Source organism: Serratia sp. H1w (assembly GCF_000633355.1).
Lineage (GTDB): Bacteria > Pseudomonadota > Gammaproteobacteria > Enterobacterales > Enterobacteriaceae > Chania.
Genome location: NZ_AYMQ01000056.1, coordinates 76,667 through 96,167, shown reverse-complemented (window position 1 = coordinate 96,167; position 19,501 = coordinate 76,667). Strand labels below are relative to the sequence as shown.

Here is a 19,501-nt window from a genome sequence, read left to right as displayed (position 1 = left end):
AATACCAGCATCGGAAGAAATAGCGGCCTATTCTACTCATTATCACCCTCGACGCCAAACCGCTGATGGTACCAACGCGGATTTAGTTGTTCGCGAAAGCCTTTAACCTGCCAATAGTTATCATAAAACAGCAGGCTCAACTGCCCTGAGCGGGCCGTATCACGCCAGGAAATGTGATTTTCCCGGTAGCGTTTGACGATTTTCTCTGCGGGTAAGCGCCAGACGTTGTAACGAGAAGCCGAGGCTAAAGCCAACTCAGGGGCAACAGCCCGCAAGAATGGCGGCGTTGAAGATGTCTTGCTGCCGTGATGTGGTACCTGGAGGAACGTGCTGGGTAAATTCGCACGTTGCTTCAGCAACGCCTGCTCGGCCCGGCTTTCAATATCGCCAGTCAACAACAGGCTGAACTTCCCATCATCGACACGTACGACGCAGGAATCATCATTACCTGCCTGCTCTTTTCGCTCTGGCGGCCACAGTACCTGAAAGTTTAGCCCGCGCCACACCCAACGCTGCCCTTGTACGCAAGGCAGTGGGCCAACGTTGATTATCGGCGTACGTACACTGGCCTGCGGGAACGCCGCTGCCAATACCGGCAAACCACCAATATGATCCAGATGACTATGGCTGATAATGATTTGCTCCAGCGCTATCTGCCGCCAACGCAATAATGGCAAGATCATGCGTTCTGCCGCGCTGGAGGTCTGCCAACGGTTTCCCGTATCATAGATAACCGCTTTGCCCTGCTTTTCGATCACCACGGCCAGGCCGTGGCCCACGTCGATCATATCGACCCTCCAGCGATAATCTGGTGCCCTTTCCCGCCAGAGTAAGCCCCCCAGCACAACGACGGCACAACCGACAGGAAAGTAAAACCACCAGCGAAAGCGCCAGCAAACCACCGCCAACCAGCCAAAGACGCTAAAATGCAGCAGGGCAGCGCCTACCTGTAGCCACCCCTGTTCGAGCCAAGGTAGCGGCCATAGGGCCCAACCAACGGTAAGATCGGCCAGTTGCCAACACCAGCGACTTAGCGGCGGAATAAAGAACAGCATCAATGCCAGCAAGATCAACGGCACCGATAGCAGGGAAACAATCGGTACCGCCCACAGGTTGGCGGGCAACGATGTCCAGCTCAAGCCATGAAACAAGCCAAACTGTAATGGCATCAGCAACAGCGTCATCCCCAGTTGGATGTGCAGCCAACGCAAAGGTGCCCAGCCCCAAAATGCGCTGAAACGCCTTGGCAGCGCTGCCCATTCAAACCAGAAGATTAAAGCCGCAACCGCCAAGGCGGAAAGCCAGAGACTGTCCGAGAGCACGGACATCGGATCACACAGCAACAATAGGCTGATACACCACAGCCAGATTTGCCAGGAAGTACAGATAACGCCGTTGAGACGAAGCCAGAACCATAGGGACAAGGCGATAAAGGCACGCATCGCCGGAGGTTGTCCCCCTGCTAACCAGACATAGCACAGCGCCATCAGCCAGCCAACGATCAACGGGAAGCGGTAGCCGATATAACGCGCAGGCAATAAATACTGTACGCCACGCGCCAGCCCCCAGGCAAAGGCTCCGGCAAGGGAAATATGTAGACCAGAAATAGCCATCAGGTGAGCCACACCGGTTTTCATCAGTTGCCCACGCAGCTCATTACCCATCAGTGCCCGCTCACCAAAGGCTAGCGCTAGCAACACCGAGCGTTGCGCCAGCGGCATGAGCGCTTGATCCGTCTGCTTAACGATGTGCTGCCGCCAGTAGCAGCCCTCATTCAACATAGTTGCGGTTCGTATAAAACCCTGCAACGGTTGCCGATTGGCAATCGCCCAGCGTTGCCCGTTAAATCCCCCTTCATTCAGGCTGCTGTGCACCGGACGGAAACGAACCTTCAGTTCCCAACGTTGACCCGCACAGGGCTTTTCACCGCGCCAGTTAGCCTTAAAGAACAGCGCGGGAACCAACCAATGCCCACTGACCTGCTCTATACGCAGTTGAACCTGTGGCATCTCAGCCCCATCCAGCCAAATGCTTTGCACGGAGGCTATCACGACTTTATCGCCGCTAGTCGTTAATGTTGCTACCTGTTGCATCAGCAGGTTGGCGCTGCCGGTGGCGTAGATAAAACCCAGCAGGCAGCAGCACAGTGCCCGGCCCCATGGGTTCGGTTTATGACGCCATAGCCACAACGCCACAACCGCCAACCCTAGCAATACAGGTAACGACGGCAATTGGGGTAACCACAGTATTGGCAGCATCCCTATCACCAAAGCGATGGCGGCCATGTCCAGTGAGATCCTGATTTTCGCGCTCCTTGCAGTGATGACACTCAGTTAAACGCCCCTCACCCTAGCCCTCTCCCAAAGGGCTAGGGGACTGAGCGTGCTACAAATTAGCTCCCGTGCCTGACCTCAGCACCTAGGATTGGGTCGCGGGGAAATAGCCTCTGCAACAGAGGTTACTTCTCAACCGTCTAAGCGCCAGTTGCGGAATTTTGTTCAGGAAAGTGGGACGCAAACAATCCGTGGGTTATCGATCATTTGCAGGGACGATTGCGTGAAGAAACACAAGACTTGGTAGGAATAACAATGGAGGAAGATTTTACAGGCGAAAAAAAACGGCACCCTAAGGCACCGTTTATATTCTTTACAAGCAACAACACTATGGGTGGTCAGCGACTAGCCATAGATATTGGCACGGTCACGTAACTCTTTACCTGGCTTGAAGTGAGGGACGTACTTGCCGTCCAACTCAACTTTATCACCCGTTTTAGGGTTACGGCCGACGCGCGGAGCACGGTAGTGAAGCGAAAAACTGCCGAATCCGCGGATCTCGATGCGCTCACCCTCGGCAAGCGTAGCTGCCATGTGTTCGAGCATCTCTTTCACTGCATCCTCAACGGCCTTCGCCGGAATATGAGATTGCTGGCCAGCAAGTCTTTCAATAAGTTCAGACTTGGTCATAGTACCTCCAAGCTTTGCAGCTAAACTACCGTATCGGGGCGGTTAACAAACCGCCCCCCGTCATTACTCGCCTTTAGCCGCTTTGAAGGCTTCAGCCATAGCGTTGGAGAAGTTGCTTTCTTCCGGCTTACTGCTGTTAACCGTAGCGATTGCATCTTTCTCGTCTGCTTCGTCCTTAGCACGGACGGAGAGGCTTACAACGCGGTTCTTACGGTCAACGCCAGTGAATTTAGCTTCAACTTCGTCACCAACGTTCAGAACCAGAGTTGCGTCTTCAATACGGTCGCGAGAGGCTTCAGAAGCACGCAGGTAACCTTCTACGCCGCCTGCCAATTCAACTGTAGCACCTTTGGCGTCAACTGCAGTGACTTTACCAGTAACAATAGTACCTTTCTTGTTCATAGACAGGTAGTTATTGAACGGATCTTCAGCCAGTTGCTTCACGCCCAGGGAGATGCGCTCGCGCTCTGCGTCAACTTGCAGAACCACAGCTGCGATTTCGTCGCCTTTCTTGTATTCACGAACTGCTTCTTCGCCTGCAACGTTCCAGGAGATGTCAGACAGGTGAACCAGGCCGTCGATACCGCCGTCCAGGCCGATGAAGATACCGAAGTCAGTGATAGACTTGATTTTACCTTCAACGCGGTCGCCCTTGTTGTGGGTTTCTGCGAATTGCTGCCATGGGTTATTTTTGCACTGCTTCAGGCCCAGGGAGATACGACGACGCTCTTCATCGATGTCCAGAACCATCACTTCCACTACATCGCCCACGTTAACAACTTTGGACGGATGGATGTTTTTGTTGGTCCAATCCATTTCAGAAACGTGTACCAGACCTTCAACGCCTTCTTCGATTTCCACGAAGCAGCCGTAATCAGTCAGGTTGGTAACACGACCAGTCAGCTTGGTGCCTTCTGGGTAACGTTTAGCGATAGCAACCCATGGATCTTCGCCCAGTTGCTTCAGGCCCAGAGATACACGAGTACGCTCGCGGTCGAACTTCAGCACCTTGACAGTGATTTCGTCGCCCACGTTGACAATTTCGCTTGGGTGCTTAACGCGTTTCCAAGCCATGTCAGTGATGTGCAGCAGGCCGTCAACACCACCCAGATCCACGAATGCACCGTAGTCAGTGAGGTTCTTAACGATACCTTTAACTTCCATGCCTTCCTGCAGGTTTTCCAGCAGTTGATCGCGCTCTGCGCTGTTCTCGGATTCGATTACTGCACGACGAGAAACAACAACGTTGTTGCGCTTCTGGTCCAGCTTGATGACTTTAAACTCAAGCTCTTTGCCTTCCAGGTGCAGAGTGTCGCGAACTGGACGCACGTCAACCAGAGAACCTGGCAGGAACGCACGAATACCGTTCAGCTCTACAGTGAAGCCACCCTTAACTTTGCCGTTGATAACACCGACGACAGTTTCAGCTTCTTCGTAAGCTTTTTCCAGCGTGATCCAAGCTTCGTGACGCTTAGCTTTCTCACGGGACAGCAGAGTTTCACCGAAGCCATCTTCAACAGCGTCCAGCGCAACGTCAACTTCGTCACCAACCTGGATTTCCAGCTCGCCCTGGGCGTTTTTGAATTGCTCAGCCGGGATGGCAGACTCAGATTTCAGACCGGCGTCAACCAGTACGATATCTTTATCGATAGCAACAACAACACCACGAACGATGGAACCCGGACGGGTTTCGATTGTTTTCAGGGATTCTTCAAAGAGTTGAGCGAAAGATTCAGTCATGTTTAATCTTCAGGGTTCTATAGTTTAACGTCCATTTAGCATCCCGCCGAATGGGGTTGTTTGACATACCCCGCCATTGGCTCCATGCCGACAGGGTTTAGGTTACAGGGGTAAAATTTTACCCGATATATTCAGTTACTGCCATGCAATACGATGACAAATATACAAAAAGATAATCACGCCGCCGCGCTTATTGCTGCGGCAACGCCAAAACTTCGTGTGCATATGCCAACGCCCGCTGGATCACTTCCTCGATTGACATGCTGGTAGAATCCAACACGAGCGCATCGAGAGCCGGTACCAGTGGCGCAATAGCCCGATTACGGTCACGGTCATCCCGTTCCTTTATCTCGGCTAAAAGACGTTCAAAGTTAACATTAAAGCCTTTTTCCTGCAACTGTAGCATGCGACGATGCGCTCGCTCTTCCGAAGAAGCGTCGAGGAAAATTTTAACCGGTGCATCCGGGAACACCACGGTACCCATATCACGGCCATCGGCGATCAGGCCCGGTGTCTCGCGAAATGCACGTTGACGGCGTAACAGCGCCTCGCGAACGCGTGGGAATGCCGCCGTTTGCGAAGCCGTATTGCCAACGGTCTCGGTGCGGATCTCATTACTGACGTCCTCACCTTCCAAAATCACCTGCAGCTTGCCGTCCTGAGCAATAAATCGGACGTCGAGATGGGCGGCCAAGGGGACTAACGCCTCTTCAGAGGTGATATCCACCTGATGGTGCAACGCTGCCAGAGCCAGTACGCGATAAATCGCGCCGGAATCCAGCAAACGCCAACCAAGGGATTCTGCCAGCGCTTTGCACAACGTGCCTTTGCCCGCACCACTTGGTCCATCAACGGTTATCACCGGAAATGTAGCCGTCATTTCTCTCTCCTTCAGGTAGAAACCTCACAGGAACACACCTGCTCTCTGCCCCGGTAGGAGCAGATTCGGGGGCGTATTATACGCGCCTGTGGGGTTTACTGTTACCTAGAACTGTCTGGTTGTCGAAAATATGGGCACTAATACGCAAAAAAGTATAGCGGGTATGCGGGAGGGAGGAACAAAAAGGCCTCGAATGAGGCCTTTGATAAGAAAAACGGAGGATTATGCCAACTGGCTGATACGCGCCAACTGCTCAAAATAGTCCGGGAAGGTCTTGGCGGTACATTTCGGGTCAAGAATGGTCACCGGCGTATCGGACAGCGCCACCAGCGAGAAACACATCGCCATACGGTGATCGTTGTAGGTGCCAATCTCGGCAAACTGCAGCTTGCTTGGCGGCACGACGTGGATGTAATCCTCACCTTCATCCACCTCTGCGCCAACTTTACGCAGTTCTGTCGCCATCGCCGCCAGACGGTCGGTTTCCTTCACCCGCCAGTTATAAATATTGCGAATAGTAGTCGGCCCGGTCGCGAACAGCGCGGTGGTGGCAATCGTCATCGCCGCATCCGGGATATGGTTCATATCCATATCGATGCCTTTCAACTCGCCGCGGCTGCATTCGATAAAATCATCGCCCCAGGTGATACGCGCGCCCATCTTTTCCAGCACGTCGGCAAATTTGGTATCGCCCTGCACGCTTTTTTTACCGATACCAGTAACGCGCACGGTGCCGCCTTTAATTGCCGCAGCGGCCAGGAAATAGGAAGCAGAAGAGGCATCGCCTTCTACCAGATAGTCGCCTGGAGAGCGGTAAGTCTGCTGACCACGAATATGGAACACGCGATAGTTGTCGTGCGTGACCTCAACACCGAAAGTGTTCATCAGGTGCAGAGTAATATCGATATACGGCTTGGAAACCAGCTCACCCTTGATATGGATCGCGGTGTCTTGGGCCGCTAACGGTGCCATCATCAACAAGGCGGTCAGGAACTGGCTGGAAACGCTGCCGTCAACGCTGACGTCGCCGCCGCGGAAACCGCCACGTAAACGCACCGGTGGGTAGTCTGTTTGCTCAAGATAATCGATTTGCGCTCCGCCCTGGCGTAAGGCATCCACCAGATGGCCGATCGGCCGCTCCTTCATGCGTGGCTCGCCGGTCAACACGACATCGCCCTCTCCCAGGCACAATGCTGCTGCCAAAGGGCGCATTGCCGTACCGGCATTACCGAGGAACAGTTCCAACGGTTGCTTGGCAACCAATGGACCCGCGTTGCCCTCAACGGAACAGGTGGTGCGATCGTCGGAGAGTTGGTAATTCACTCCCAGCGCCTGCAAGGCATTCAGCATATGACGCACGTCGTCGCTGTCCAGCAGGTTGGTAAGCCGGGTCGTTCCCCGCGCCAGTGCAGCCAAAAGCAAGGCCCGATTGGATACGCTCTTGGAGCCGGGTAAGTTAACGGTGCCATCGACCAAAGCAACCGGTTGTAACGTCAGGGAATCCACCATGTGAACAAAACTCTCCAGAATCTGATAAACGAAACGGCCCCGGAATAATGCCGGAGCCGCTTTAATGCAAAAGGACAACAGCGGTACGACCGCTCGCTCAGTGCGGGCGGTGGCAATCAACCATGGCGACGTTCAAAGTCGACCATAAAGTCGGTCAGGGTCTTCACGCCCGCTAGCGGCATCGCATTATAGATGGAAGCACGCATGCCGCCTACTACGCGGTGACCCTTCAGCGCTTGCAGGCCAATGGCCTCTGCTTCGCTCAGGAACACTTTATCCAGTGCGGCGTCTGCAAGCTGGAACGGCACGTTCATCCAGGAGCGGTTAGCAATGGCCACGCGGCTACGGTAGAAATCGGACTGATCGATGGTGCTATACAGCAACTCGGCCTTGGCCTGGTTACGTTTTTGCATCTCCACCAGGCCGCCCTGCTCTTTCAGCCATTTGAACACCAGGCCAGACAGATACCAGGCGAAAGTTGGCGGCGTGTTGAACATCGAGTCATTTTCGGCCAGCACGGTGTAATCCAGGATCGAAGGGACTTCACGGCGCGCTTTACCCAACAGGTCGTCACGAACGATCACCAGCGTCAGACCTGCCGGGCCAATGTTTTTCTGTGCGCCCGCATAGATCACGCCGAAACGGCTGACGTCTAACGGACGGGAAAGGATGGTCGAAGAGTAATCGCCGATCACCACTTTATCGCCAAAGTCTGGCGTTTCATCAATGGCAACACCATCGATGGTTTCGTTCGGGCAGTAGTGCACGTAAGCCGCGTTATCGCTCAGTTGCCACTCTTTCATCGGCTTGATGCCGCTTAGACCGTCAACAGTGGTTTTAACGTCAATCACCTTCGGCTGGCAGTATTTTTCCGCTTCGGTGATCGCGCTGTGCGCCCAGTAGCCGCCATCGATATAGTCGGCAGTGGTGTTATCACCCAACAGGTTCAGCGGCAACGCGGCGAATTGCGCGCGGGCACCACCGTGGCAGAACAACACTTTATAGTTGGCGGGGACTTTCAGCAGATCGCGCAGATCCTGTTCGGACTGTTCGGCGACGGCGATGAATTCTTTACTGCGATGGCTGATTTCCATTACCGAAGTGCCAAGACCGTGCCAGTTGCACAGCTCTTGTTCAGCACGACGCAACACTTCCACCGGCAGCATCGCCGGACCAGAGCTAAAATTATAAACCTGAGTCATTTCCCCTCACCACATTCACTGTGCGCCGTAACAAACGGCTTTCGACATATGCCCGAAGTTAACGCTGATGTTAACCAACGCTATCGGTTTTATCACTCACGTAACCCGGCTGCAATGCTTATTGTTCCAAGGGTGGGAAACTGACAAGACCGCAAATAACAGGCTGTGCGGCCTCAGGGTTTATTTGTGCCATAAAACGCTGTGACACTGGCGTATTCAGCGGGTTAACGCGGTTTTTTGTGCTGTATTCAGCTAACCCGGCTATGGGTCATTGCCGCTATCCATTTACGGTTGCCACAGCGTGGGCAGAGGTTGTCAGGCGATGGCGTCAAAGTTGAAATCAGGCTACACATGCCGCAGGCATAGTCTCCCTTGGTCTCGATCTGGGTCAGGCTCTTGACGCATTTTGCCGGTAATACTGGTAATCCGGGCCGAACCTGATCATCCGGATAGAAATACACCGATATGGTGCCATTCACCTCCAGTATGGCCAACCTGACCTGCCCGAGGTGTTCAACCCCGGCTTGGCGGAGTTCCATAAAGAACTCATCGTGGGTGATATTTTCCCGGCACAGGATGTCCCAATCGAACAGCCCCTCGCTGACCAGGATCAGTGGCTCACCCTCCATCCAGATCTGGAGCCTCTGGAAGCGATCCATCAGCCAGGTGGAAAAGCGGTACATCACCATCATGCATACGAACACCATCAGCACGGGCAACAGAGGGACATTATGATAAAACGCCACGTCACCGGCTGCCGATCCCAGCGTCAGAATAATCAGCACCTCAAATAGCGACATTTGACGTACGCCACGCCGCCCGGTCATTTTTAAAAAGATAAACACCAGCAAAAAGGTAAACAGGCAGCGTAGCGCCACTTCGGCCAGGAACTCCGGCGTGGTTTCATCAAATGCCATTCTTTGGATATCAAATGCCTGCATGAAATCGGTCCTGCGTAAGGGGGATTTCATACAGCATAGTCTGGGTGGGAAAAATGGGGGCATTACGCCCCCACAAGTTCGGAGATCAATACTGATTAAACATCGCCTGGATCTGTTTAGCATCCTTGGTCTGGGTTAATGCCAACTGTAATAGAATGCGCGCTTTTTGCGGATTCAAGGTACCCGCAGCCACAAAACCGAGCTTGGTATCATCCACTTCCGCATCTTCGGTAGTGGAACCGGTAGGCACGCGGGAGGAACGCACTACCGCCACGCCGTTATGCGCCGCCGTCGCCAGCGTATCAAACACGGTTTTATACAGGTTGCCATTGCCTACACCTGCGCTGACGATCCCCTGATAGCCTTCGGCAATCAGCGCCTTGGCCGGTGCATCCGACGCATTGGCATAGTTATAGATAATGCCAACCTGTGGCAGCGTGTTCATCTGGTCCACGTTAAACGGGGTTTCAGTGGTGTGTTTACGTTGTGGAGTACGTTGGTAATCGATTTTGCCGTTATGGATGAACCCCAGCGGACCATAGTTAGGTGACTGGAAAGTCTGTACGCCTGTGGTATTGGTTTTCGTCACGTCGCGACCATCAAGCACCGTATCATTCATCACCACCAGCACGCCCCGCTTGGCTGACTGTGGATCGGCAGCCGTGACCACGGCGTTATACAGGTTGAACGGACCATCGGCGCTCATGGCGGTTGCCGGGCGCATCGCCCCAACAATCACTACCGGTTTATCGCACTTGACGGTGAGATCCAGGAAATACGCGGTCTCCTCCAGCGTGTCGGTTCCGTGAGTGATCACAAACCCATCGGTTTTGGCACAATCAGCGTTAATTTTTTTGACCAGTTTGAGCCACACTTCGTCATTCATATCCTGCGAACCGATATTAACGACCTGTTCACCCTGCACGTTGGCCACCTTTTTCAACTCAGGTACGGCATCTACCAATGCCTCAACGCCCAGTTTACCCGCTGTATAGTTGGACTTGGTTGCCGAGTCGCCACCACCAGCAATAGTGCCACCCGTTGCCAGCAAGGTGATATTCGGTAACGCCAATGCCGAGCCACAAGCCCCGGCCAACAAGATTGCCAACACGCTGAGTTTCACTGATTTCATTACGTTTCTCCATTATGGTTAACCCGCTGAATTATCGTCTTTATCCCCATAAAAACTGTGACATCTGATCGGCTTTCGGAATACGTGGAGCTTGAGAGCAAAACCCCGTATCATTGCGCGTTTTTAGTACGCCAAATAAGTGAAGACAATGACGCAAACTTTTATTCCTGGCAAAGACGCTGCGCTGGAAGACTCCATCGCCCGTTTTCAGCAGAAATTAACCGATCTGGGTTTCAATATCGAAGAAGCCTCCTGGCTGAATCCGGTGCCACACGTCTGGTCAGTGCATATCCGCGATCGCGATTGCCCACTGTGCTTCACCAACGGTAAGGGTGCCAGCAAGAAGGCCGCGCTGGCTTCCGCGCTGGGCGAATATTTCGAACGCCTGTCGACCAACTATTTCTTTGCCGATTTCTATTTGGGCCAACAGATTGCCGAAGGCGATTTCGTTCATTACCCTAATGAAAAATGGTTCCCAATCCCGGCGGACAATACGCTGCCGCAGGGCATTCTGGATGAGCGCACGCACGCCTTCTACGATCCGGAGCAGGAACTGACTGCCAGCGATCTGATCGATCTGCAATCGGGCAATAGCGATCGTGGTATCTGTGCCCTGCCATTCTCCCGCCAGTCGGATCAGCAGACCGTGTATATCCCGATGAATATTATCGGCAACCTGTACGTGTCCAACGGCATGTCCGCAGGCAACACCGCCAACGAAGCGCGGGTGCAGGGCCTTTCCGAGGTGTTCGAGCGTTATGTGAAGAATCGCATCATCGCCGAATCTATCAGCCTGCCGGAAATCCCGAGCGAAGTGCTGAACCGCTACCCTGGCGTGGTTGAGGCTATCGCCACGTTGGAAGCAGAAGGCTTCCCGATCCTGTCCTATGATGCCTCGCTAGGCGGCAACTATCCGGTGATCTGCGTGGTGTTGTTTAACCCTGCCAACGGCACCTGCTTTGCGTCCTTTGGTGCCCACCCTGATTTTGGGGTCGCGCTGGAGCGTACCGTTACCGAACTGCTGCAAGGCCGCGGCTTGAAAGATCTGGATGTGTTTACCGCGCCAACCTTCGATGACGAAGAAGTGGCCGAGCACGCCAATCTGGAAACCCACTTTATCGATTCCAGCGGTTTGATTTCCTGGGATATGTTCAAGCAGGATGCCGACTACCCGTTTGTCGACTGGAGTTTCAGCGGCAGCACGCAGGAAGAGTTCGCCACCCTGATGAGCATCTTCAATAAAGAAGACGCCGAAGTGTACATCGCCGATTACGAGCACCTGGATGTTTACGCCTGCCGCATCATCGTTCCGGGGATGTCTGATATCTATCCGGCAGAAGATCTGTTGCTGGCGAACAACAGCATGGGCGCACACCTGCGCGAAACCCTGCTGCAACTACCGGGCAGCGAGTTGGAGCCTGAAAAATACCTGGCGCTGATCCAGCAATTGGATGATGAAGGGCTGGACGATTTCACCCGCGTACGTGAATTGCTGGGCATTGCCTCAGGTAAAGACAACGCCTGGTACACGCTGCGCGTCGGCGAACTGAAATCCATGCTGGCACTGGCCGGTGGCGATCTGGAGCAGGCGCTGATCTGGGCCGAGTGGACGCAGGAGTTCAACGCATCGCTGTTTACCCCAGAGCGCAGCAACTATTACCGCTGTCTGCAAACGCTGCTGCTGTTGGCACTGGAGCCAGAGCGTGAACCTGCCCAGTATCACACGGCCTTCGTGAAGATGTATGGTCAGGACGCGGTTGATGCGGCCTCTGCAGCCATGAGCGGCGAAGAACGCTTCAACGGCCTGTTTGCCATCGACAGTGAATTGAAGGCCCTACCGGCCCATCAGGCGCTGTTGGCGGCTTACGAAAAGCTACAAACCGCCAAACGCCGTCATTGGGCACAGGCGTAAGCTAGCTTGAAACGCCGGTAAAATTTTACCGGCGTTACTCCCAAAGAAGCAGTCCTGGTTCGTCGCCGATCAAAAAAACGGCTAATCCAGGCGATGAATATTTTCATAAAAAGCGCACTTATCGGCCAACCGGCAAATTAAATCGCCAATTGTTACGGCAGCGTAAAATATTAATGAGCGATCAATTAATCAATATTGATCAAAAAGCGATAATAAGTACAAAGATTTAACCCTTCCCAGTCAAATCCGACGTCAAATTCAAAATTTTTTATAAACATTAAAAAATATTTTTTAATTAAAAATCAATACATTAAGCCAATAACCCTTACACATTTTGCGGTTTTCAGGCCTTTTACTTCTGCGCGATATGATCCAAGTCAATTTTTACCCTATACTGCTTTGCTAGTATCTCAATGTATTGTAATAACCCTTAAGAGCGAGAGTTAGTGTGAGAGCTGACAACCCCTTCGATATGCTGTTACCTGCCGCGATGGCGAAAGTTGCCGAAGATGCAGGGGTTTATAAAGCCACCAAGCGTCCGCTAACGACTTTTTATTTAGCGATCACCGCAGGTGTGTTCATTTCTATCGCGTTCGTTTTCTATATCACTGCGACCACCGGCACCGCCGCCATTCCTTTCGGCCTCGCCAAGCTGGTGGGTGGTATCTGCTTTTCTATGGGTTTGATGCTGGTCGTCGTCTGTGGGGCTGACCTGTTTACCTCCACCGTACTGACCGTGATTGCCAAAGCCAGCGGGCGTATTACCTGGGGGCAACTGGCTCTTAACTGGCTGAACGTCTATATTGGTAACCTGATTGGTGCGCTGTTCTTTGTAGCTCTGATCTGGTTCTCTGGCGAGTATATGGCGGCCAATGGCCTGTGGGGTTTGAACGTACTGCAAACCGCCGACCATAAACTGCATCACACCTTTATCGAAGCCGTCTGTCTCGGCATCCTGGCTAACCTGATGGTTTGTCTGGCCGTCTGGATGAGCTACTCCGGCCGCAGCCTGATGGACAAGATGTTCGCCATGATCCTGCCGGTAGCCATGTTTGTTGCCAGTGGCTTTGAGCACAGTATCGCCAACATGTTTATGATCCCTATGGGTATAGTGGTTAAACACTTCGCCACGCCAGAGTTTTGGCAAGCCGTAGGAGCAACACCCGAGCAATTCGCTCATCTGACCGTAAGCAACTTTATCATCGACAACCTGATCCCCGTCACCATTGGTAACATCATTGGCGGTGGTCTGCTGGTTGGGTTGACTTACTGGGTAATTTATCTGCGTGGTGGCGAACAGAAGCATTAATCTGTTGGCCGGCACGGCGCCGGGTTTACAAGAAATCCACATTAGAAGGTAGGTGTATAATGACCGAACTTAACGAGAAGTTAGCGACCGCTTGGCAAGGTTTCAGCGAAGGTGACTGGCAGAAAGAAGTCAACGTGCGTGACTTCATCCAGAAAAACTACACTCCTTACGAGGGTGATGAATCCTTCCTGGCTGGCGCAAGTCAAGCCACTACCACCCTGTGGGACAAGGTTATGGAAGGGATCAAACTGGAAAACCGCACCCATGCGCCAGTTGATTTCGATACTAACGTCGTCTCCACTGTGACTTCTCATGATGCGGGCTATATCAACAAAGATCTGGAAACCATTGTTGGTTTGCAGACCGATGCTCCTCTGAAGCGCGCGCTGATCCCATTCGGCGGCATCAAGATGGTTGAAGGTTCATGCAAGGTTTATGGCCGTGAACTGGATCCACAGGTTAAGAAAGTGTTCACCGAATACCGCAAGACCCACAACCAGGGCGTATTCGATGTTTACACCAAAGACATCCTGAACTGCCGTAAGTCAGGCGTGCTGACCGGTCTGCCAGATGCGTATGGCCGTGGCCGTATCATCGGTGACTACCGTCGCGTTGCACTGTACGGCATCGACTTCCTGATGGCCGACAAACTGAACCAGTTCAAGTCTCTGCAGAGCCGCCTGGAAAATGGTGAAGATCTGGAAATGACCATCCAGCTGCGTGAAGAAATTGCTGAACAGCATCGCGCCCTGGCTCAGATTAAAGAAATGGCAGCCAAATACGGCTACGACATTTCTGGCCCAGCTTCCACCGCTCAAGAAGCCGTACAGTGGACCTACTTCGGCTACCTGGCCGCAGTAAAATCCCAGAACGGTGCAGCCATGTCCTTCGGCCGCGTGTCTACCTTCCTGGACGTGTTCATCGAACGCGATATCAAGGCCGGTAAACTGGACGAACTGCAAGCTCAGGAACTGATCGACCATCTGGTCATGAAACTGCGTATGGTTCGCTTCCTGCGTACTCCTGAATATGATGAGCTGTTCTCTGGTGACCCAATCTGGGCAACTGAATCCCTGGCAGGTATGGGTGTTGATGGTCGTACGCTGGTTACCAAAAACAGCTTCCGCTTCCTGAACACGCTGTACACCATGGGGCCATCTCCAGAGCCAAACATGACCATCCTGTGGTCTGAAAAACTGCCGTTGAACTTCAAGAAATACGCTGCGAAAGTGTCTATCGACACCTCCTCCGTACAGTATGAAAACGACGACCTGATGCGCCCAGACTTCAACAACGATGACTATGCCATCGCCTGTTGCGTCAGCCCGATGATTGTCGGTAAGCAAATGCAGTTCTTCGGTGCGCGTGCCAACCTGGCGAAAACCATGTTGTACGCAATCAACGGCGGCGTTGATGAAAAACTGAAAATGCAGGTTGGCCCGAAAGAAGCGCCAATGATGGACACCGTGCTGGACTATGACAAAGTCATGGAACGTATGGACCACTTCATGGACTGGCTGGCCAAGCAGTATGTGACCTCGTTGAATATCATTCACTACATGCACGACAAGTACAGCTATGAAGCTGCGCTGATGGCTCTGCATGACCGTGATGTTTATCGCACCATGGCTTGTGGTATCGCAGGTCTGTCTGTAGCAGCTGACTCCCTGTCTGCTATCAAATATGCCAAAGTATCCACCATCCGTGACGAAGACGGCCTGGCTGTCGACTTCAAAATCGAAGGTGAATATCCGCAGTTCGGTAACAACGATTCTCGCGTAGATGACATCGCTTGTGACCTGGTAGAACGTTTCATGAAGAAAATTCAGAAACTGCGTACCTACCGTAATGCGGTACCAACTCAGTCCGTGCTGACCATCACCTCTAACGTGGTTTATGGTAAGAAAACCGGTAACACTCCAGATGGTCGTCGCGCTGGCGCTCCATTCGGTCCAGGTGCCAACCCAATGCACGGCCGCGATCAGAAAGGTGCTGTAGCCTCCCTGACCTCCGTAGCCAAACTGCCGTTTGCCTATGCGAAAGATGGTATCTCTTACACCTTCTCCATCGTACCTAACGCGTTGGGTAAAGATGACGACGTGCGTAAAGCCAACCTGGCGGGTCTGATGGATGGTTACTTCCACCACGAAGCGTCAATCGAAGGCGGTCAGCATCTGAACGTGAACGTGATGAACCGTGAAATGCTGCTGGACGCGATGGAAAACCCTGAGAGATATCCTCAGCTGACCATCCGCGTATCTGGCTACGCAGTGCGTTTCAACTCGTTGACCAAAGAACAGCAACAAGACGTGATTACTCGTACTTTCACCCAGTCGATCTAATCAGGGTTTCGCCGGGGCGGATCGCTCTGCCCCGCTGAACAAGTCTTACCAAGGCCGGATATTCCGGCCTTTTTACTAAGCAACACCTGACTCTGAAGTAGAGTCTGTTTTGCCAGGCATCTACGCTGCTGCTTACCTTGTGAAGGGTATATACTGCATGGATATCCGGCAAAACAGTTATCCGGCACGTAATCCGGTAACAGGGATCTTTTTCACTTGGCCACTGGTCACATCGCCGATCCCTGCCCGACAGCTACCTGCCTATTTAGACTGCGTTTGACAGTCAATTTTGGAGAAACCCGCAATGTCCTTGAAAGGCCGCATCCACTCTTTCGAATCCTGTGGCACCGTTGATGGCCCAGGTATCCGCTTTATCGTGTTCTTCCAGGGTTGCCTGATGCGCTGCTTGTACTGCCATAACCGCGATACCTGGGACACCCATGGTGGCAAAGAGGTCACGGTTGAAGAGTTGATGACCGATACCGTGGCCTACCGTCACTTTATGAACGCTTCTGGTGGCGGCGTGACGGCATCCGGTGGCGAAGCGATCCTCCAGGCCGAATTTGTCCGCGACTGGTTCCGCGCCTGCCACAAGGAAGGGATCAGCACTTGTCTGGACACTAACGGTTTTGTCCGCCGCTACGACCCGGTGATCGACGAACTGCTGGATACCACCGACCTGGTGATGCTCGATCTGAAACAGATGAATGACGATATTCACCAGAACCTGGTGGGGGTTTCCAACCATCGCACGCTGGAATTTGCCCGTTATCTGGCCAAACGTAATCAACGTACCTGGATCCGCTACGTGGTCGTTCCGGGCTGGTCTGATGATGACAAATCGACGCATCTGCTCGGTGAGTTCACCAAGGATATGACCAATATCGAGAAGATTGAGCTGCTGCCTTACCATGAGCTTGGCAAGCACAAGTGGATAGCGATGGGTGAAGAGTACAAGCTGGACGGCGTTCATCCACCAAAGGCCGACACCATGGATCGCGTGAAAGGGATCCTGGAAAGTTACGGCCACAAAGTGATCTATTAAGTTATTTCATTCAAAAAAACCGGCGCATCCGCCGGTTTTTTTATATTCAGGCCGCAGCCAAAGGGGTGTGATGATGATCCGGTTTCTTTAGCAGCATCACCAGATAAACCAGCGCCACCACCGCAATCATCACAAACAACAACCTGTCGGAGTAGCTTTGCATCAACATCGACGTCATCGATGGGCCTAGCAGGCTGCCGACGGTATAGCTCATCAACAATGCCTGGTTCATCGCCACCAACTGATGCGGCAATACCTTTTCGCAGGCCCAGGACATGGCCACCGGATACAGAGTAAAACCAGCACAACCCAGAATAAATAACGCCGGGGCCATCGCATAGTTACCCAGCATCGCGATACTGGCAAGGATCACCACGAACACCTGGATACGCAGCACCAGTAAGCGACCATAGCGATCGGCCAAGCGTCCGATAGGCCACTGGCCAATGATGCCGGAACTCACCAGCAGCGCCATCCAGTAACCCACGTTGGCATCGCTCATCCCCTGATGGTTCAAATACAGCGGCATCAGGCCGTACAGCGAGCCCAGCACAATGCCCGAGATAATGCAGCCATTGATGCCCAGCCGAGCGTCACGGCGCTTGAACATCGGCCAAATAGAGGCCTGTTGCGGTTCTTCATCCTGATGATTCACCCGTGCAAACAGCATCGGCAACATGGCGGCCATCACAATGGCGGTCACCCAAGGCACGACATCCAACAGTTGGGTTGAAACGCGGCTTAGCAGCAACTGCCCGGCAACGGTGCCAAGATAGTAAACCATCATATACGCCGCCAGCAGTTGTCCACGGTTACTCAAATTACCGCTGCGCAACAGCGCACTCTCAACAATCACCCAGATCCAGGCGCACCCTACCCCGGCAAAAAAGCGCCAGCCGATCCAGCTCCAGAAGTCCAGCGACAGCACCATCCCCACGGTCGCCAAGGCGAAGACCAGGCAGGCAAGATGATAGCTGCGAGTAAAGCCAATGCGTTTGATCAGTTTGCCCGCCACCAGCGTTCCCAACAGGTTACCGGTAAAATAAGACGAGCTGACAACCCCCACTTGCCAGGTCGGCAATTGGGCATGCGTTAACCAGAGGGGAACCAAGGTATTCAAAACGGCGATGGAAACCGTAAGCAGCAATAGGCCGCAGAGCAACATGAGCACTGGGCGAGAATATGCGGACATAGTGAAATTGAAACCGAACAAACGAAGTAGAGTGCGCGCATCATGCCACTGGCGATAAAAAAGTCAATCGGCGCTTAATGGGCGATCGCACAATATGTTTAACAGCGGGGAAAAACCGACTTTATAGCTGTTCCGGCAACGATTTTTCACCTGAGGCAGCCAGAGAAATATGCCCATGGAAGCAAGATAGTTTGCACAGCCCACAACCATTGCACAGTGTATCGTCACATTGTAATTGGCGGGTGCCGCTGACTGAAAGGTGGAAGGTCAAGGCCTGTTGTGGGCAGTTGATGGTACACATCCGGCAACTGTCTTGCCGGCCCAGACAACTGTGGCTGATTTGCGGGCGCAGCAGCGTATCACAGGGCATTTTGTCACGCAGCGCTCCGGTTTGGCAGGCGGTGGTACATTTACGGCAGGCATAACACTCGGTGAAATCAATGCTCAATACCGCCTTGCCTTGATCGAGGCTCAATAAACCGTACGGGCAGCTGCTCACGCAGCCGCCACAGCCGTTGCACAACGCGCTGAACAACGCCTCCGGCAAAGCCTGAGGTGGACGAGCCACCGCAGGCAATGTCACAGATGGCGTTTCCCGCTCCGGCAAGGCTTTATTACGATCCAACCAACCAGTCAGCAACCGGCGTCGGCTATTGCCTTGCGCAGACAACTGCTGGTCGTTGTTCATCAGAAATACAGCTCCAGGCTCGGCACCGGTGATGGGCACTCTTCCGCCCAGGCCGCAAGCGTGATTTGTGCCAGCTGCGCCACCCCTTGATAGAACGGATGCCCAGCATGTTGCTGCAACAGTTCCAGATAACGCGGAGCCCAAGGCAACAGGTGCAGCGCAATCAGCCCGGAAATCATTTTGTGCTGCTTCTCTTCGGCCAACCACGCCGCCATCATCAGCAAAGTACCAATATGGTCCTCCGGTTCATTCTGGTCGCGCTGGGCTTCGATACCGTTCACCCGCAGCCATTGGCGCAGACGCAGCGTCGAATCGCCAAACAGCACGCTCTCTCTATCCAGATAGACTGAACCCCAAGGAGGTGCCGCCAGCGTATGTGGGCCAACAAACAAGCGTTGATAAGCCTCTGACAGCGTCTCTGATTGGTTGCCCGTCAGACCTTCGGCAATCAGGGCCGCAGCCTCTTGAGCGCCTTCATAGGGCCATTCGGTCAACCACTGTGGATCGGCCAAAGAGTCCAGTAATGGCTGGCACTCTTTGCTCTCCGGTGGAGCGTACAATAAAACACCTAGCACACGGCCAGTCAGGGCAATTTTTTCAAGCATCATAACTTGGGGCTTCTCCAGGGGCGCAGCCAGGCCGCGCC

At 53.3% G+C, this 19,501-nt stretch carries 15 protein-coding genes; 4 read left to right on the top strand and 11 right to left on the bottom strand.

The window, feature by feature from the left end; all coding sequences use genetic code 11:
* Positions 1-32: 32 nt before the first annotated feature.
* The 8 genes from U869_RS0113820 to ansB all read right to left on the bottom strand — a co-directional run bounded on the left by U869_RS0113820 (position 33) and on the right by ansB (position 10,367).
* The gene (locus U869_RS0113820; protein ID WP_255329508.1) at positions 33-2,303 is read right to left on the bottom strand and encodes a ComEC family protein; all 2,271 of its coding nucleotides are present in this window, start codon (positions 2,301-2,303) and stop codon (positions 33-35) included.
* A gap of 375 nt (positions 2,304-2,678) precedes the next feature.
* Positions 2,679-2,963: an integration host factor subunit beta gene (gene ihfB, locus U869_RS0113815; protein WP_004928264.1), complete on the bottom strand. Its 285-nt coding sequence runs from the start codon at positions 2,961-2,963 to the stop codon at positions 2,679-2,681.
* 63 nt (positions 2,964-3,026) lie between these two features.
* Positions 3,027-4,703, bottom strand: a complete 1,677-nt coding sequence (rpsA, locus tag U869_RS0113810; protein ID WP_025119385.1) for a 30S ribosomal protein S1 — start codon at positions 4,701-4,703, stop codon at positions 3,027-3,029.
* 190 nt (positions 4,704-4,893) lie between these two features.
* Entirely contained in the window at positions 4,894-5,583 is a 690-nt protein-coding gene (gene cmk, locus U869_RS0113805) for a (d)CMP kinase (RefSeq protein ID WP_025119384.1), read from the bottom strand.
* 222 nt (positions 5,584-5,805) lie between these two features.
* Entirely contained in the window at positions 5,806-7,092 is a 1,287-nt protein-coding gene (aroA, locus tag U869_RS0113800; protein WP_025119383.1) for a 3-phosphoshikimate 1-carboxyvinyltransferase, read from the bottom strand.
* A gap of 116 nt (positions 7,093-7,208) precedes the next feature.
* Entirely contained in the window at positions 7,209-8,294 is a 1,086-nt protein-coding gene (serC, locus tag U869_RS0113795; protein WP_025119382.1) for a 3-phosphoserine/phosphohydroxythreonine transaminase, read from the bottom strand.
* 248 nt (positions 8,295-8,542) lie between these two features.
* Entirely contained in the window at positions 8,543-9,235 is a 693-nt protein-coding gene (locus U869_RS0113790; RefSeq protein ID WP_025119381.1) for a DUF421 domain-containing protein, read from the bottom strand.
* 85 nt (positions 9,236-9,320) lie between these two features.
* Positions 9,321-10,367: an L-asparaginase 2 gene (ansB, locus tag U869_RS0113785; protein ID WP_025119380.1), complete on the bottom strand. Its 1,047-nt coding sequence runs from the start codon at positions 10,365-10,367 to the stop codon at positions 9,321-9,323.
* 148 nt (positions 10,368-10,515) lie between these two features.
* Between ansB and ycaO the strand changes: the two genes are divergently transcribed.
* The 4 genes from ycaO to pflA all read left to right on the top strand — a co-directional run bounded on the left by ycaO (position 10,516) and on the right by pflA (position 16,975).
* Complete coding sequence (gene ycaO, locus U869_RS0113780; RefSeq protein WP_025119379.1) at positions 10,516-12,279, top strand: 30S ribosomal protein S12 methylthiotransferase accessory factor YcaO; 1,764 nt, start codon at positions 10,516-10,518, stop codon at positions 12,277-12,279.
* 448 nt (positions 12,280-12,727) lie between these two features.
* Positions 12,728-13,588, top strand: a complete 861-nt coding sequence (gene focA, locus U869_RS0113775; RefSeq protein WP_025119378.1) for a formate transporter FocA — start codon at positions 12,728-12,730, stop codon at positions 13,586-13,588.
* Positions 13,589-13,647: 59 nt separating this feature from the next.
* Positions 13,648-15,930, top strand: coding sequence for a formate C-acetyltransferase (pflB, locus tag U869_RS0113770; protein ID WP_025119377.1), 2,283 nt, complete (start codon positions 13,648-13,650; stop codon positions 15,928-15,930).
* A 304-nt stretch (positions 15,931-16,234) separates the two neighbouring features.
* On the top strand, positions 16,235-16,975 hold the full coding sequence (gene pflA, locus U869_RS0113765; RefSeq protein ID WP_024484611.1) for a pyruvate formate lyase 1-activating protein: 741 nt from the start codon (positions 16,235-16,237) through the stop codon (positions 16,973-16,975).
* Positions 16,976-17,021: 46 nt separating this feature from the next.
* On the opposite strand, the gene U869_RS0113760 is transcribed toward pflA, so the two are convergent.
* The 3 genes from U869_RS0113760 to dmsD all read right to left on the bottom strand — a co-directional run bounded on the left by U869_RS0113760 (position 17,022) and on the right by dmsD (position 19,463).
* On the bottom strand, positions 17,022-18,167 hold the full coding sequence (locus U869_RS0113760) for an MFS transporter (RefSeq protein ID WP_025119376.1): 1,146 nt from the start codon (positions 18,165-18,167) through the stop codon (positions 17,022-17,024).
* A gap of 121 nt (positions 18,168-18,288) precedes the next feature.
* Positions 18,289-18,855 (bottom strand): ferredoxin-type protein NapF, encoded by a 567-nt coding sequence (gene napF / locus U869_RS0113755; RefSeq protein ID WP_037408181.1) that lies wholly within the window; start codon positions 18,853-18,855, stop codon positions 18,289-18,291.
* Positions 18,855-19,463 (bottom strand): Tat proofreading chaperone DmsD, encoded by a 609-nt coding sequence (gene dmsD, locus U869_RS0113750; RefSeq protein WP_025119374.1) that lies wholly within the window; start codon positions 19,461-19,463, stop codon positions 18,855-18,857. Before dmsD ends, napF begins: the two co-directional genes overlap by 1 nt.
* Positions 19,464-19,501 lie beyond the last annotated feature (38 nt).

Bases quoted from the DNA above. Each gene is read 5' to 3' on its own strand.
- ansB (WP_025119380.1), bottom strand. From the start codon at position 10,367: ATGAAATCAGTGAAACTCAGCGTGTTGGCAATCTTGTTGGCCGGGGCT.
- serC (WP_025119382.1), bottom strand. From the start codon at position 8,294: ATGACTCAGGTTTATAATTTTAGCTCTGGTCCGGCGATGCTGCCGGTG.
- napF (WP_037408181.1), bottom strand. From the start codon at position 18,855: ATGAACAACGACCAGCAGTTGTCTGCGCAAGGCAATAGCCGACGCCGG.
- U869_RS0113760 (WP_025119376.1), bottom strand. From the start codon at position 18,167: ATGTCCGCATATTCTCGCCCAGTGCTCATGTTGCTCTGCGGCCTATTG.
- ycaO (WP_025119379.1), top strand. From the start codon at position 10,516: ATGACGCAAACTTTTATTCCTGGCAAAGACGCTGCGCTGGAAGACTCC.
- U869_RS0113790 (WP_025119381.1), bottom strand. From the start codon at position 9,235: ATGCAGGCATTTGATATCCAAAGAATGGCATTTGATGAAACCACGCCG.
- pflA (WP_024484611.1), top strand. From the start codon at position 16,235: ATGTCCTTGAAAGGCCGCATCCACTCTTTCGAATCCTGTGGCACCGTT.
- dmsD (WP_025119374.1), bottom strand. From the start codon at position 19,463: ATGATGCTTGAAAAAATTGCCCTGACTGGCCGTGTGCTAGGTGTTTTA.
- aroA (WP_025119383.1), bottom strand. From the start codon at position 7,092: ATGGTGGATTCCCTGACGTTACAACCGGTTGCTTTGGTCGATGGCACC.
- cmk (WP_025119384.1), bottom strand. From the start codon at position 5,583: ATGACGGCTACATTTCCGGTGATAACCGTTGATGGACCAAGTGGTGCG.
- pflB (WP_025119377.1), top strand. From the start codon at position 13,648: ATGACCGAACTTAACGAGAAGTTAGCGACCGCTTGGCAAGGTTTCAGC.
- ihfB (WP_004928264.1), bottom strand. From the start codon at position 2,963: ATGACCAAGTCTGAACTTATTGAAAGACTTGCTGGCCAGCAATCTCAT.
- rpsA (WP_025119385.1), bottom strand. From the start codon at position 4,703: ATGACTGAATCTTTCGCTCAACTCTTTGAAGAATCCCTGAAAACAATC.